The organism is Ramlibacter humi (assembly GCF_004681975.1).
GTDB classification, from domain to species: Bacteria; Pseudomonadota; Gammaproteobacteria; order Burkholderiales; family Burkholderiaceae_C; genus Ramlibacter; species Ramlibacter humi.
The window spans coordinates 596630-611177 of record NZ_SMLK01000001.1; the positions used below are offsets into that span (position 1 = coordinate 596630).

At 68.8% G+C, this 14548-nt stretch carries 16 protein-coding genes; 12 read left to right on the plus strand and 4 right to left on the minus strand.

All coding sequences use genetic code 11. The features are described 5' to 3' along the window. Window positions 1-43 precede the first annotated feature (43 nt). The 3 genes from EZ216_RS02840 to EZ216_RS02850 are packed head-to-tail and all read left to right on the plus strand — an operon-like array spanning window position 44 to window position 1977. Window positions 44-859: an exodeoxyribonuclease III gene (locus EZ216_RS02840; protein WP_135248057.1), complete on the plus strand. Its 816-nt coding sequence runs from the start codon at window positions 44-46 to the stop codon at window positions 857-859. Window positions 860-881: 22 nt separating this feature from the next. Continuing rightward, window positions 882-1244: a hypothetical protein gene (locus tag EZ216_RS02845; protein ID WP_135248058.1), complete on the plus strand. Its 363-nt coding sequence runs from the start codon at window positions 882-884 to the stop codon at window positions 1242-1244. 4 nt (window positions 1245-1248) lie between these two features. Continuing rightward, complete coding sequence (locus EZ216_RS02850) at window positions 1249-1977, plus strand: glutathione S-transferase (RefSeq protein ID WP_135248059.1); 729 nt, start codon at window positions 1249-1251, stop codon at window positions 1975-1977. On the opposite strand, the gene EZ216_RS02855 is transcribed toward EZ216_RS02850, so the two are convergent. Further along, the gene (locus EZ216_RS02855; RefSeq protein WP_135248060.1) at window positions 1974-2531 is read right to left on the minus strand and encodes a DUF924 family protein; all 558 of its coding nucleotides are present in this window, start codon (window positions 2529-2531) and stop codon (window positions 1974-1976) included. The two genes, EZ216_RS02850 and EZ216_RS02855, sit on opposite strands and share 4 nt — an antisense overlap. A 76-nt stretch (window positions 2532-2607) precedes the next feature. Here EZ216_RS02855 and EZ216_RS02860 point away from each other — a divergent pair, with 76 nt between their 5' ends. The 4 genes from EZ216_RS02860 to EZ216_RS02875 all read left to right on the plus strand — a co-directional run bounded on the left by EZ216_RS02860 (window position 2608) and on the right by EZ216_RS02875 (window position 7119). Beyond that, complete coding sequence (locus tag EZ216_RS02860; RefSeq protein ID WP_135248061.1) at window positions 2608-2895, plus strand: hypothetical protein; 288 nt, start codon at window positions 2608-2610, stop codon at window positions 2893-2895. 101 nt (window positions 2896-2996) lie between these two features. Then, on the plus strand, window positions 2997-5321 hold the full coding sequence (locus tag EZ216_RS02865; RefSeq protein ID WP_135248062.1) for a YgiQ family radical SAM protein: 2325 nt from the start codon (window positions 2997-2999) through the stop codon (window positions 5319-5321). Between the two features lie 35 nt (window positions 5322-5356). Continuing rightward, the gene (locus tag EZ216_RS02870) at window positions 5357-6106 is read left to right on the plus strand and encodes a helix-turn-helix transcriptional regulator (protein ID WP_135248063.1); all 750 of its coding nucleotides are present in this window, start codon (window positions 5357-5359) and stop codon (window positions 6104-6106) included. A 92-nt stretch (window positions 6107-6198) separates the two neighbouring features. Further along, window positions 6199-7119 (plus strand): DMT family transporter, encoded by a 921-nt coding sequence (locus EZ216_RS02875; RefSeq protein ID WP_135248064.1) that lies wholly within the window; start codon window positions 6199-6201, stop codon window positions 7117-7119. Here the strand turns inward: EZ216_RS02875 and EZ216_RS02880 are convergent. From EZ216_RS02880 to pobA, 3 genes are read right to left on the minus strand one after another with little or no spacing between them, the layout of a single operon-like run. After that, the gene (locus tag EZ216_RS02880) at window positions 7082-7324 is read right to left on the minus strand and encodes a KTSC domain-containing protein (RefSeq protein WP_135248065.1); all 243 of its coding nucleotides are present in this window, start codon (window positions 7322-7324) and stop codon (window positions 7082-7084) included. The two genes, EZ216_RS02875 and EZ216_RS02880, sit on opposite strands and share 38 nt — an antisense overlap. Beyond that, on the minus strand, window positions 7293-8219 hold the full coding sequence (locus tag EZ216_RS02885) for a CoA transferase (protein ID WP_135248066.1): 927 nt from the start codon (window positions 8217-8219) through the stop codon (window positions 7293-7295). The genes EZ216_RS02880 and EZ216_RS02885 overlap by 32 nt, the downstream gene beginning before the upstream one ends. Window positions 8220-8239: 20 nt before the next feature. Continuing rightward, window positions 8240-9415 (minus strand): 4-hydroxybenzoate 3-monooxygenase, encoded by a 1176-nt coding sequence (gene pobA, locus EZ216_RS02890; RefSeq protein ID WP_135248067.1) that lies wholly within the window; start codon window positions 9413-9415, stop codon window positions 8240-8242. A gap of 131 nt (window positions 9416-9546) precedes the next feature. On the opposite strand from pobA, the gene EZ216_RS02895 reads away from it, so the two are divergent. The 5 genes from EZ216_RS02895 to EZ216_RS02915 all read left to right on the plus strand — a co-directional run bounded on the left by EZ216_RS02895 (window position 9547) and on the right by EZ216_RS02915 (window position 14521). Further along, window positions 9547-10302, plus strand: coding sequence for an IclR family transcriptional regulator domain-containing protein (locus EZ216_RS02895; RefSeq protein WP_135248068.1), 756 nt, complete (start codon window positions 9547-9549; stop codon window positions 10300-10302). Window positions 10303-10476: 174 nt separating this feature from the next. Beyond that, a complete protein-coding gene (locus EZ216_RS02900) occupies window positions 10477-11466 on the plus strand; it encodes a sulfate ABC transporter substrate-binding protein (protein WP_205959612.1) in 990 nt (329 codons plus the stop codon). 59 nt (window positions 11467-11525) lie between these two features. Beyond that, window positions 11526-12392, plus strand: a complete 867-nt coding sequence (cysT, locus tag EZ216_RS02905; protein WP_135249098.1) for a sulfate ABC transporter permease subunit CysT — start codon at window positions 11526-11528, stop codon at window positions 12390-12392. 1 nt (window position 12393) lies between these two features. Further along, a complete protein-coding gene (gene cysW / locus EZ216_RS02910) occupies window positions 12394-13275 on the plus strand; it encodes a sulfate ABC transporter permease subunit CysW (RefSeq protein WP_135248069.1) in 882 nt (293 codons plus the stop codon). Between the two features lie 151 nt (window positions 13276-13426). Beyond that, on the plus strand, window positions 13427-14521 hold the full coding sequence (locus tag EZ216_RS02915; RefSeq protein ID WP_135248070.1) for a sulfate/molybdate ABC transporter ATP-binding protein: 1095 nt from the start codon (window positions 13427-13429) through the stop codon (window positions 14519-14521). The last annotated feature ends 27 nt before the right edge of the window (window positions 14522-14548 follow it).

Below are 14548 nucleotides of genomic sequence, written 5' to 3' on the forward strand. Positions count from 1 at the left end.
TCCTACGGCCGGGCCTCATCCGCCGCGCCATGATGGCCGGCCGATGAAGATCGCGACGTACAACGTCAACGGCATCAAGAGCCGCCTGGCCAACCTGCTGGAGTGGCTGGAACGCGAGCAGCCGGACGTCGCTTGCCTGCAGGAGCTGAAGGCGCTGGACACGGCTTTCCCCCAGGCGGAGTTGCGCGACGCGGGCTACCACGCGCTGTGGAGAGGCCAGAGGTCGTGGAACGGCGTCGCCATCCTCAGCCGTTCGAAGGCGGAAGAAGTGCGCCGCGAACTGCCGGGCGACCCGGACGACGAACACAGCCGTTACCTGGAAGCCGCGATCGACGGCGTGCTGGTCGCTTGCCTGTACCTGCCCAACGGCAACCCGCAGCCGGGGCCGAAGTTCGACTACAAGCTGCGCTGGTTCGAGCGACTGATCGAGCACGCGGCCACGCTGGTGCACAACGAGCACCCAGTGGTGATCGCGGGCGACTACAACGTGGTGCCGACCGACTTCGACATCTACAACCCGCGCTCGTGGCGCAAGGATGCGTTGCTGCAGCCCGAAACCCGCGAGTGCTACGAGCGGCTGCTGGCGCAGGGCTGGACCGACGCGCTGCGGCAGCTGTTTCCGCAGGAGCCCATCTACACGTTCTGGGACTATTTCCGCCAGCATTGGGAACGTAACGCCGGGCTGAGGATCGATCATTTGTTGCTCAATCCCGCGCTGGCGCCGTCGCTGGCGGCGGCGGGAGTGGACACGTGGGTGCGCGGGCAGCCGCACGCCAGCGACCATGCGCCCGCCTGGGTGCGCCTGGAAACGAAAAACGCGGCGGCGCCGCGCAAGCGGGCGGCCCGCAAGACCGCATGACAGAAAACGAAAGGAGCTTCTCATGACCATCCTGCTCGCCGCTTTCGACGACCGGCACGCCGCGCAACTGGCGGTGCACCAGCTCACCTCGGCCGGGATCGCCCGCGACGACATCCGCATCGAGCACAACCTCGAGAGGCTGCAGGCCACGGCGAAGAACGCGACGCGCGAGTCGTTGCTGAGCTCCATCGGGCGCATGTTCGCGGACCTGGTGCGCACCAACATCAACCACCACCAGCTCGACCTGGTCACCGAGGCCATCGAGCGCGGCGCCACCGTCCTGGTGGCGCGGGCGGGCGAAGGGCAGGCCGACCGCGCGGCACAGCTGCTGCGCGAAGCCGGCGCCTTCAACGTCGGCGCGCAGGGCGCCGCGCAGCCGCACTGAGGCGATGTACCAGCTGCATTACTGGCCCTCGATCCAGGGCCGCGGCGAGTTCGTGCGCCTCGCCGCCGGCGCGCCCTACGCCGACGTCGCGCGCGGCGAGGAAGATGAGGGCGAAGGCCTGCCCGCGATGATGCGCATCCTGGAAGGGCCGGGCGTGGAGAGGCCGCCGTTCGCGTGTCCCTTCCTCATCGACGGCAGGCGCGTGATCGGCCAGACCGCGGCCATCCTGCAGTACCTGGGGCCGCGCCTGAAGCTGGTGGGCGCGTCCGAAGCCGACCGGCTGTGGACCCACCAGATCCAGCTGACCATCGCCGACATGGTGGTGGAAGCGCACGACATCCACCACCCGGTCGGCGCCAGCCTGTACTACGAAGACCAGAAGAAGGAATCGCTGCACCGCGCCCGGGAGTTCCGTCGCGAGCGCATCCCCAAGTTCCTGAACTGGTTCGAGACGGTGCTGGAGCGCAACCCGAAGAACAAGTCACGCGATGTGCCGAACCTGGTGGGCGCGCGCCCGAGTTACGCCGACCTGTCGCTGTTCCAGCTGGTGGACGGCCTGCTGTACGCGCTGCCGAAGGCGACGAAGCGGATGCTGAAGAAGACGCCTCGCGTCGCGGCACTGCATGAAGCGGTGCCGCGCAATCGCCGGCTGGCAGCGTACCTTGCCAGCGAGCGCCGCATCGCGTTCAACGAGGAGGGTATCTTCCGGCGCTACCCCGAGCTGGATGGCTAACCCTTGAAGCCGTCGGCTTCGAGGAACGCCAGTTCCTCGGGCGTGCTGCGCCGCCCCAGCAGCGCATTGCGATGCGGGAAGCGCCCGAACCGCGCCACGATGTCGCGGTGATGCCGCGCCCAGCGCTCGCCGTCGCCGCCTTCTTCACGCGCCAGTGACAGCGCGCGCTCCTGGTCCGGCAGCCATTCCGAATGCGTGAAGGGCATGCGGAAGAACTGCTTCAGGTCCTGGTGCCTGCAGCGCGCGGCATGGCCACCCTGCATCGCCTGCTGGGCCACCACGCGCGCCAGGGCATCGGTGGCATACACGCGGCCCGTGTCGCGAAAGGCGTTGCGCGGGAACTGGTCCAGCAGGATCAGCAGCGCGAGCGCACCGCCGGGTGACGCCGCCCAGCGCATCAACCCACCGCGCGCCGCGGCCTCGTGGCTGGGCAGGAAGCGGTGGCGAAAATCGGTGTCGAAAGCCTCGTCCTTCTGGTACCAGCGCTGCGGCCCCGCTTCGGACCAGAAGCGGCAGACGTCCTCGGGCGTGGCGATGTCTTGCGTTTCGGGCATGCCGGGATGGTATCGGCGCGTGCCTACAGCTGGCGCGGCGGGGGGCTTCCAGAATGGGTTGAAGGAGATTTCCACCATGAGCAGCACCAGCATCGGCCGTGGCCCGGCGCACGGCAGCAACGAGAACCACGACGGCGACCCCACGCACAAGACGCTGGGCGAGGCGGCCTCGCAGGACGACGCGCCCAGCGGCAGCGAGGACATCCTGGACCAGGCCGCCCCCGATGTGCCCGCAGGCGTGAAGGGCGGCAAGGCGAAGCCCGGTATCGCCAAGGGACCGCAGAGCTACCCCGACGGCCCCAACGTGGAAGACAGCCCGTGGGAGCTGGAAGCCGCGCGCGGCCACCTGCCGAAAGACAAGTGAACTGACGCGGAATCCTTGTCGCGGCCAGGACATCGCCTGCCTCGGCAGGGGCCAGGCGGGGGTGAACCTTAAAATCGCGGGTTACCCTTCCGGACCCTGCCTTGAACGCCCCCGTCGACGTTTCCCTGTTCGCGCGCGCCGCCAAGCCGATCACCAGCTATCGGCGGTACTGGGCCGCGCGCTTCGGCACGGCCCCTCTCCTCCCCATGAGCCGGGAAGAGATGGACAAGCTGGGCTGGGACAGCTGCGACATCATCGTCGTCACCGGCGACGCGTACGTCGACCACCCCAGCTTCGGCATGGCGGTGATCGGTCGCGTGCTGGAAGCGCAGGGCTTCCGCGTGGGCATCATCGCCCAGCCCGACTGGCAGAGCGCCGACCCGTTCAAGGCGCTGGGCAAGCCCAATCTCTTCTACGGGGTGACCGCGGGCAACATGGATTCCATGATCAACCGGTACACCGCCGACCGGAAGATCCGCAGCGACGACGCCTACACGCCCGGTGACGTGGGCGGCAAGCGGCCCGACCGCGCGTCGCTCGTCTACTCGCAGCGTTGCCGCGAGGCTTTCCCCGACGTGCCCATCGTGCTGGGCGGCATCGAAGGCAGCTTGCGCCGCATCGCGCACTACGACTACTGGTCGGACAAGGTGCGCCGTTCGGTGCTGGTGGACAGCAAGGCCGACCTGCTGCTGTACGGCAACGCCGAACGCGCCATCGTGGAGATCGCGCACCGGCTGGCGGGCAAGGAGCCGGTGGCGCGCATCACCGACGTGCGCGGCACCGCTTTCATCCAGCGCGAGACGCCGGAAGGCTGGCTGCAGGTCGATTCCACGGAAGTGGACATGCCGGGCCGCGTGGAAGACCACGTCAACCCGTACATGACGACTTCGGAGCAGGCGAAGTCGCAGGGCGAGAGCTGCGCGAAGGAAGAACAGACCGTTCGGGCTGAGCCTGTCGAAGCCGGGGCAGGGGATTCGACCGCTTCGACAAGCTCGGGACAGGCAAGCTCGGCCCGAACGGATGTCTTGCAGTTCGTCCCCAACCCGCGCATCAAGCTCAATCGCGACCGCACCGTCATCCGCCTGCCTTCCTACGACCAGGTCAAGTCCGACCCGGTGCTGTACGCCCACGCCAACCGCGTGCTGCACCTGGAAACCAACCCGGGCAACGCCCGCGCGCTGGTGCAGGCGCACGGCGACCGCGACGTGTGGATCAACCCGCCGCCCATCCCGCTGACCACGGCGGAGATGGACCACGTGTTCGGCTTGCCGTACGCGCGCAGCCCGCATCCGGCGTACGCGGATGCGAACGGCTCACACGAGGGCGAAACGAAGATCCCCGCCTGGGAGATGATCCGCTTCAGCGTGAACATCATGCGGGGCTGCTTCGGCGGCTGCACCTTCTGCTCCATCACCGAGCACGAAGGCCGCATCATCCAGAGCCGCAGCGAAGACTCGGTGATCCGCGAGATCGAGGAGATCCGCGACAAGATCCCCGCGTTCACCGGTGTCATCTCCGACCTGGGCGGCCCCACCGCCAACATGTACCGCATCGGCTGCAAGTCGCCGGAGATCGAAGCCGCCTGCCGCAAGCCCAGCTGCGTGTACCCGGGCATCTGCCAGAACCTGAACACCGACCACCGCCACCTGGTGGCGATGTACCGGCGCGCCCGCGCACTGCCGGGCGTGAAGAAGATCCTGATCGGCAGCGGCCTTCGCTACGACCTGGCCGTGCAGTCGCCCGAGTACGTGAAGGAACTGGTGCAGCACCACGTGGGCGGCTACCTGAAGATCGCGCCCGAGCACACCGAGAACGGCCCGCTGTCGAAGATGATGAAGCCGGGCATCGGCAGCTACGACCGCTTCAAGCAGATGTTCGAGAAGTTCTCGGCCGAGGCGGGCAAGAAGCAGTACCTGATCCCATACTTCATCGCCGCGCACCCCGGCACCAGCGACGAAGACATGATGAACCTGGCGCTCTGGCTGAAGCGCAACGGCTTCCGCGCCGACCAGGTGCAGACCTTCTATCCCAGCCCGATGGCCACGGCCACGGCCATGTACCACTCGGGCCGCAACACGCTGCGCAAGGTGCGGCGTGAAGCCACCGGGGAGGACGCGGTGGACATCGTGCGCGGCGAGAAGCGCCGCCGCCTGCACAAGGCTTTCCTGCGCTACCACGACCCGAACAACTGGCCCATGCTGCGCGACGCGCTGAAGGCCATGGGCCGCGCCGACCTCATCGGCAACGGCAAGCACCACCTGGTGCCGACGTTCCAGCCCGCCACCGACGGCAGCTACAGCAGCGCGCGCCGCAAGAACAGCACGCCCACGGGCGGCAAGCCGTCGCGCGGCAGCATGCTGACGCAGCACACCGGCCTGCCGCCGCGCGTGACGGGCGGCAAGCCCGCGCCCCGCAAGCCGCGTTGACCTGCGGCGGGCGCGCTGGCTACCATCGCCACGCCATGCCCGCCGAACGCCTCTCCCTCGCCGGTGACGACACGCTGCGTGTCGAGCGCGTGCGCGCGCCCGGGCACGGCAACCAGTGGGGCGAGGTGCATCGGTCGCCGAATCGCCGGTGGATCCTGCCGGGCACCGGCGGCGTGCAGATGCGCAGCGGGGCGGGGCAGCTGCTGGTCGACGAGCTCACCGCGTTCCATCTGGCGCGCGGTCAGGACTACCAGCTGCAGCACGAGGCGCCGCGGGCGCACCTGGTGCTGAGCCGGTCGCTGGCGGATGAAGAGCCCCCCGCGAAGGCCTGGCTGGTGGCGCCGCGCGAGCTGTATCGCCTGCGGCTCGCCGCGCGCGCATTGCGCGAAGGCGCGGCGCTGGAGGGTGTCGCGCGCGACGTCGATGTGTCGCTGGCGAGGTCCAGGGCGCTGGCCACGGACCCCGCGCCCGTTCCGCTGCAACGGGCCCGCCGCCTGTTGATGGCGGAAGGCGGGCATGCGCAGCGGCTGGAGGTGCTGGGCGAGGCCGCCGCGTGTTCGCCGTTCCACCTCTCGCGCCTGTTCGTGCGCCATCTCGGCGTGTCGCCGCATCAATACCGGCTGCAACTTCGCCTGGCGACCGCGCTGGGGCGCTTGGAAGACGGCGAGCATGATCTCGCCGGGCTGGCGCATGACCTGGGTTTCGCCAGCCAGAGCCACTTCGGCGCGGTGTTCCGGCGGGCGATCGGCGTGACGCCGGCGCAGGCGCGAAAGGCGTTGGTGTAGCGCGCGGCGCGGGAATGACGAAGGCGCGGCAGGAAAGCCATCGCGCAGGAATTTGATAGCGGATTCTTCTCGCGCTGCCCATACTCCGCCGCATGGCCTCTTCGCTCGCCTTCGGCGCCGCCGCCGCATTCGCCGCGGCTCTCATGGGCGCCGGCTGGCAGCTCGTCTCACGCCACGGCGTCACCACCACGCTGGGCCCGCTGGACATGGCGGTGCTGCGCTACGGCGTGCCGGCGCTGGTGCTGCTGCCGCTGTGGTGGCGCGCGCTGCCGGCGGCGCGGCAAGCCGGCTTCCCTCTCGTCGCGCTGACGGTGCTCACCGGCGGGCTGCCGTTCGGCCTGCTGGTTCTCGCGGGCGCGCAATGGGCGCCCGCCGCGCACATCGCGGTGTTCGTCAGCGGGACGATCCCCGTGCTGGCCGCGCTGCTCGCGTGGGCCGGATGGCGCGAACGCATCGATGCATGGCGTGCCGGCGGCTTCGTCCTGGTGCTGGCGGGCGCGGCACTGCTCGCGCTGCGCGGGCAGGCGGCGGGCGAGGGCAGCTGGCGCGGCGACCTGCTGTTCCTGGTGGCGGCGCTGTGCTGGGCCGTGCACACGCACGCGTACCGGCGCACGGGACTCACGCCCTGGCAAGGCGCCGCGGTGATCAACGGCGGGTCGGCCTTGCTGCTGCTGCTCGTGCTGTCGTTCTCCGGCCCGTTGAAGCTCTGGACCGCGCCGTGGCAGGACGTCGCCCTGCAAGCCGTGTGGCAGGCGGTCATCGCCGGCCTTCTCGGCATCGTCACCTACATGGCCGCCGTGCGGCACCTGGGCGCCGCACGCGCCGCGCTCTCGGCGGCGCTGGTGCCGCCGCTGACGGCGGTGGGCGAAGTGCTGTTCCTCGGCGCGCCGGTGCAGCCGGCCGTGATGCTGTCGGCGGGACTGGTTGCACTCGGCGTGCTGCTGGCCGGCGGCCTGTTCGCCAGTGCCGGCGGACTCAGAACTGAACCCGCTCGTGGTCGTGGTTCGGCTTGATCACGGTGGCGATGTAGTGCCCCAGCGACTCGTGGTGTTCCAGCACGTCGACCAGGCCTGAGAGTTCTTCGTCGCTCAGGTTCGGGTAGCCGTAGCGGGAATCGCTGCCGGCGAACTGCACCACCAGCATCCGTTTTTCCTCGTCGAAGCCCAGCCCGCGGATCGCCTGCGAGTCATGGATGGCCTTGAGGGGGATGACGGGCATCGGTGGGTTCCAGCGTGTGCAGCGGCAGGTCCTTCTCTGCCGCCAGCCGGTCCAACTCTGCCCGGGTCTTGCCCGAGAGGAAGTGCGCGATGGCCCGGTGCGCCGTGGGCGAGAACATCGCCTTCATGTCGGACGATTCGACACCCGCCGCCTCGCACAGCGCGGCCGCGAAGTGCGGCTCGAGCGCGGCCACGGCCACCCGCCCGTCCAGGCAGGGGTACACGCGGTAGCCCGCATGCGCGCCGCCGACCGCGCCTTGCGGCTGGGTCAGGCCCCAGTGGCGCGGCAGCGCCAGGTACGCGGCGGCGCCGGCCAGCGCCACCTCGAAGTAGCGGCCTTCAGGATGCACGTCGCCCGAGCCCGCATAGCGCTCGGCTTGCAGCAGCGCCGACTGCAGCACGGCTTCCGCGGCCATCAGCGAGCCGCCCATGTCCGCGAACAACGTGGCGGGCAAATCCAGGCCGGTGACCAGGCCGTGCTCGGCGAGATAGGTGAGATCGTGGCCCGGGATCTCGGCGCCCGCGCCCGGGCCGCCGACGATGGCCACCTGGCACAGCGACGGGTAGCGGCTGTGCAGCTCGGGCCAGTCGAGCTTGAGCTTCTTCATCGCCGAGGGGCGGAACGAGGTGAGCAGCACGTCGGTCTTCGCCAGCTCGCGGTGTGCGACGGCCTGGCCTTCGGGCGTCTTCAGATCGGCGGTGAGCACCTTCACGCCCTCGTGCAGCTCTTCGTACGCACGCGGGTTGTAGTGCTTCATCGGATCGCCCGAAGGCGGCTCCAGCTTGAGGCAGGTGGCGCCCATGCGCCGGCAGCGCATCAGCGCGGCGGGGCCGGGCAGGTTGAGCGCGAGGCTGAGGATGCGGACGTTGGCGAGGGGGCGCGGGGCGTTGCTCATGCGGCAAGGCTACCAAAGCGTCAGAGCGGCAGCCCCACGTAGTTTTCCGCCAGCGCGGTGGACGCGGCCTGCGAGTGCACCAGGTACTCCAGCTCCGCTTCCTGCAGCTTCTGGTTGAACGCGCCCATGTCGGGAAAGCGGTGCATCAGCGATGTGAGCCACCACGAGAAGCGCTCGGCCTTCCACACGCGGTGCAAGGCGCGGTCGGAGTAGTGGTCCAGGCCCGCTGCGCTGCGTTCGCGGTAGTGCTCGACGAATGCGGACGACAGGTACTTCACGTCGCTGGCCGCCAGGTTCAGGCCCTTGGCGCCGGTGGGCGGCACGATGTGCGCCGCGTCGCCGGCCAGGAACAGGCGGCCGAAGCGCATGGGCTCGGCGACGAAGCTGCGCAGCGGCGCGATGCTTTTCTCGATGGAAGGGCCGGTGACGATCTTCTGCGCCAGTTCCGGGTCCAGCCGGCGGCGCAGTTCGTCCCAGAAGCGCTCGTCGCTCCAGTCTTCCACCTTGTCGTCCAGCGGGCACTGCACGTAGTAGCGGCTGCGCGTGAGGCTGCGCATGGAGCACAGCGAGAAGCCGCGCTCGCTGTTGCCGTACACGATGGCGTGCGGCGACACCGGCGGCACGTCGGCCAGAACGCCCAGCCAGCCGAAGGGGTACACCTTCTCGTACTCGGTGACCTTGTCTTTCACCGTGGCGCGCGACACCCCATGGAAGCCGTCGCAGCCGGCGATGAAGTCGCATTGCAGCTCGTGCTGCCGGCCGTCCTTGCGCCAGCGCACCACCGGCCGCGCGCTGTCGAAATCGTGCAGGCTGACGTCGGCGGCTTCGTAGACCGTCTCCAGCCCCGCGGCGGCGCGCGCTTCCATCAGGTCGCGGGTCAGCTCGGTCTGGCCGTAGGCGGTGACCACCTTGCCGCCGGTCAGGCGGTCCACTTCGATGGGATGCCGCTCGCCCTTGAACACCAGCTCGATGGCGTGGTGGACGATGCCTTCTGCGTGCAGCCGCCGGCCGACCCCGGCCTCGTCCATCAGGTTCACCGTCACCTGCTCCAGGATGCCGGCGCGGATGCGGCCCAGCACGTAGTCGCCGGTCTGGCGCTCGAGGATGACGTTGTCTATGCCGGCCTTGTGCAGCAGCTGGCCGAGCAGAAGGCCCGAGGGGCCGGCGCCGATGATGGCGACCTGGGTGGCGCGCATGGAAGCGTCTCCGAATCCGTACTCTGGATGCAGCGCAGCTTAGGCGGCGGGGCCTTCACGCGAAAGCCGCGGCGGTAGCCGTTGTGCGATCATTGCCGCCTTTGCGCGATCATCGCGCAGACATCGCAACCATGATCGCGCGCGCCGACTACATCGAGGGCATGGCCAAGGGCATGGCCGTGCTGGAGAGCTTCGACACCGAGCGCCAGCGGCTGAACGCCACGCTGGCCGCGCAGCGCGCCGGTCTGACCCGCGCCGCCGCGCGGCGGCACCTGCTGACGCTGGCGCACCTGGGCTACCTGGAAACCGACGGCAGCTGGTTCTGGCTGTCGCCCAAGGTATTGCGCTTTTCCGGCAGCTACCTGGCTTCGTCACGCCTGCCGCGCGCGCTGCAGCCCACGCTGGACCGGCTGGCCGCGCGCACCGGGGAGGGCCATTCGGCGGTGGTGCTCGACGGCGACCAGGTGGTCATCATCGCCCGCAGCGGGCCCACGCGGCTGCTGGCGTATGGCTTGCACCTGGGCGCGCGGCTGCCTGCGCACGCGACGTCCACGGGGCGCGTGCTGCTGGCGGGCAAGGCCAAGGCCGGGTTCACGGCGTGGCTCAAGGGCCGGGAACTGCCGAGATTGACCGCGCACACCACGGTCGAGCCTCGCCAGCTGCGGCGGATCGTCGAGCAGGTGCGGCAGCAGGACTTCTGCGTCGCCAGTGAGGAGCATGAGCTGGGCGTGCACGCCGCGTCGGTTCCGCTGAGGAACCTGGAGGGGAAGGTCGTCGCGGCGCTGAACGTCGTCACCCGCCGGGAGCGGGTCGCAAGCCCCGTGCTTGAGCGGGAGGTGCTGCCGATGTTGCAAGAGGCGGCGCGGGAGGTACGTCCTCTTCTGTAGCCGTCATTCCCGCCTCCGTGGGACGACGCATGGGGCGGGATGTCGGCGCCAGACCAGGTAATAAGCAAACAACATCTCCATCGTTGGTCTTTTATAACCAGACCCCCACAATTCCTGACGTTCTTATGGGGCCGCATTCGCGGCCCTTCGCATCCCGGGGAACCAACGATCATCATGAAAGCCAAGCTCTTCGTCGCCGCGCTCGCCCTGGCGGCCAGCGGCCTTGCCTCCGCCCAGCAATCCCTCCTGAACGTCTCGTACGACGTCGCGCGCGAGTTCTACAAGGACATCGACGCCGCGTTCATCCCGTTCTACAAGAAGCAGACGGGCAAGGACATCAAGGTCGAGCAGTCGCATGCCGGCTCCAGCGCGCAGGCGCGCGCGGTGGCCGATGGCCTGGACGCGGATGTGGTGACGATGAACACCACCACCGACGTCGAATTCCTGGCCGACAAGGGCTTGGTGGCCAAGGACTGGGCCAAGCGCTTCCCGGACAACGCCTCGCCCACCACGTCGACCATGCTGTTCCTGGTGCGCGAGGGCAACCCGAAAGGCATCAAGGACTGGGACGACTTGGTCAAGCCCGGCGTGCAGGTCGTGGTGGTGAACCCCAAGACCGGCGGCAACGGCCGCTACGCCTACCTGGCCGCGTGGGGCTACGTGAAGAAGAAGGGCGGTACGGACGATCAGGCGCGCGAGTTCCTGTCCAGGCTGTACAAGAACGTGCCGGTGCTGGCGCGCGGCGGCCGTGACGCGACCACGGCGTTCCTGCAGCGCAATACCGGCGACGTGCTGATCACTTTCGAATCCGAGGTCGAGTCGGTCAACCGCGAGTTCGGCAAGAACAAGGTGGACGTGGTGTACCCGTCCATCAGCATCGTGGCCGAGAACCCCGTGGCGGTGGTGGAGCGCACGGTGGCCAAGAAAGGCACCGCGGAAGCCGCCAGGGCCTACCTGGACTTCCTGTACACCGAGGAGGCGCAGGAGATCGCGGCCAAGCACTCCATCCGCCCGCGCAACGCCAAGGTGCTGGCCAAGTACAAGGACACCTTCAAGCCGGTGAAGCTGTTCACCGTGCAGGAGCTGTTCGGCTCGCTGTCCGAGGCGCAGAAGGTGCACTTCAACGACGGCGGCCAGTTCGACAAGATCTACACGGTCAAATGACGAATGACCTGGCCGCCGGCGCGGCCGTGATGACAAATGACAAGGGGTTTGCCCCGGTCATGGAGCGAAGCGGCGTCATTCGTCGTTCGTCATCGCGCGCGGGCGCAGCCCGCAAGGTGTTGCCCGGCTTCAACCTCACGCTCGGGTACTCGCTGCTGTACCTGAGCCTGATCGTGCTGATCCCGCTGTCGGCGCTGCTGCTCAAGACCTTCACGCTCAGCTGGGACCAGTTCGTGGCCGCGGTCAGCTCGCCGCGCGTGCTGGCCTCGTACCGCCTGACTTTCGGCGCGTCGTTCATCGCCGCGCTGGTCAACGTGGTGTTCGGGCTGCTGCTGGCCTGGGTGCTGGTGCGCTACCCGTTCCCGGGCAGGAAGTTCGTCGACGCGCTGGTGGACCTGCCGTTCGCGCTGCCCACCGCGGTGGCGGGCATCTCGCTCACCGCGCTGCTGGCGGGCAACGGCTGGATCGGCCAGTACCTGGAGCCGCTGGGCATCAAGCTGGCGTTCAACCCCAACGGCGTGGTCATCGCGCTGATCTTCATCGGGCTGCCGTTCGTGGTGCGCACCGTGCAGCCGGTGCTGGAAGACACCGAGCGCGAGCTGGAGGAGGCTGCCATGTGCCTGGGCGCGACGCGCTGGCAGACCTTCAGCCGCGTGATCCTGCCGTCCATCCTGCCCGCGCTGCTGACCGGCTTCGCCATGGCTTTCGCGCGCGCGGTGGGCGAGTACGGCTCGGTGATCTTCATCGCGGGCAACATGCCCATGGTGTCGGAAATCACGCCGCTGATCATCATCGGCAAGCTGGAGCAGTACGACTACGCCGGTGCCACCGCGGTGGCCACCGTGATGCTGGGCATTTCGTTCGTGCTGCTGCTGGTGATCAACGCGCTGCAGGCGTGGCAACGCCGCCGCTCGGGAGCGAACTGACATGGCCGGCCTTTCGACCAAGCGCATCACCACCACTGAAGCGCCCTGGGTGCGCCGCACGCTGGTGGGCGCTGCGCTGGTGTTCGTCCTGCTGTTCCTGGTGCTGCCGCTGGCGGCGGTGTTCACCGAGGCGCTGCGCAAGGGCCTGGGTGCCTACCTGGAAGCGCTGAAGGAGCCCGATGCCTGGGCCGCCATCCGCCTGACGCTGTTGACGGCGGCCGTCGCCGTGCCGCTGAACCTGGTGTTCGGCGTGGCCGCGGCCTGGTGCATCGCCAAATACGAGTTCCGCGGCAAGGCCTTCCTCACGACGCTGGTGGACTTGCCGTTCTCGGTGTCGCCGGTGGTGTCGGGCCTGATCTACGTGCTGGTGTTCGGCGCGCAGGGCTGGCTGGGGCCGTGGCTGGCGGCGCACGACGTGAAGATCATCTTCGCCGTGCCGGGCATCGTGCTGGCCACCGTCTTCGTGACCTTCCCGTTCATCGCGCGCGAGCTCATCCCGCTGATGCAGGCGCAGGGCAACGACGAGGAGCAGGCCGCCATCGTGCTGGGCGCGAATGGCTGGCAGACCTTCTGGCACGTGACGCTGCCCAACATCAAGTGGGGCCTGGTCTATGGCGTGATCCTGTGCAACGCGCGCGCGATGGGCGAGTTCGGCGCGGTGTCGGTGGTGTCCGGCCACATCCGCGGGCAGACCAACACCATGCCGCTGCACGTGGAGATCCTCTACAACGAGTACCAGTCGGTGGCCGCTTTTTCGGTGGCTTCGCTGCTGGCCCTGCTGGCGCTGGTGACGCTGGCGATCAAGAGCCTGGCCGAGTGGCAGCACGAACGCCAGATGGCCGCGGCGGCGGACGCGCCGCCGGAACGGCCGGTGGCGGTTTGAAGATGATGAAAGCGGACACCCGTACGCGGAGAGCGCAGAGCAAGCGCAGAGGACGCAGAGAAGACAAGGAAAACTTTCATGGGTTTTCCTCTGCGATCTCTGCGCTTGCTCTGCGTCCTCTGCGTACGGGTGTCCGCATTGGAGTTCCGACATGAGTATCGAAATCAAGAACGTCTCCAAGCGCTTCGGCGACTTCCACGCGTTGCGCGACGTGTCGCTGGACATCGGCTCGGGCGAGCTGTTCGCGCTGCTGGGCCCGTCGGGCTGCGGCAAGACCACGCTGCTGCGCATCATCGCGGGGCTGGAGACGGCCGACGCGGGCAGCATCCTGTTCGCGGGCGAAGACACCACCGGCGTGCACGTGCGCGAGCGGCAGGTGGGCTTCGTGTTCCAGCACTATGCGCTGTTCCGGCACATGACCGTGTTCGAGAACGTCGCCTTCGGCCTGCGCGTGAAGCCGCGCAGCCAGCGGCCCAGCGAAGCGAAGATCAAGGAGAAGGTGCACGAGCTGCTCAGCCTGGTGCAGCTGGACTGGCTGGCCGAGCGCTTCCCCTCGCAGCTGTCGGGCGGGCAACGGCAACGGATCGCCCTGGCGCGCGCCCTGGCGGTCGAACCCAAGGTGCTGCTGCTGGACGAGCCTTTCGGCGCGCTGGACGCCAAGGTGCGCAAGGAGTTGCGCCGCTGGCTGCGCCGCCTGCACGACGAGCTGCACGTCACCAGCATCTTCGTCACGCACGACCAGGAAGAGGCGCTGGAAGTCGCCGACCGCGTGGTGCTGATGAACGCCGGCCGCATCGAGCAGGTGGGCTCGCCGCAGGAGGTGTGGGACCACCCGGCCAGCCCGTTCGTGTACGGCTTCCTCGGTGACGTCAACACCTTCCACGGCCGCGCGCACCGCGGCGAGGTGCAGCTGGACGGCCTGCAGCTCAAGGCGCCCGAGCATGCGAACGTGCAGAACGCCAAGGCCTTCGCCTACGTGCGTCCGCACGACCTGGACGTGCAGCGCTATTCGCCCGGCGCCCAGGGCATCGTGGTGCAGCTGTCGCGCGCCATCGTAGTGGGCCCGGTCGCCCGGCTGGAACTTTCGCCGGCCGAGGAAACCCAACCGTCCGGCCCCGGGCGTGAAGATTCCGTGATTGAAGCGCAGATTCCTGCGCAACAATTCCGCGACCTGGGGTTCCGGGAGGGCGAGACGCTGGTGGTGACGCCGCGGCGCGCCCGGGTGTTCGTGGAAGGGGCGGCCTGAGGGGGCCGCCCGTCAGGAGAAGAAAAC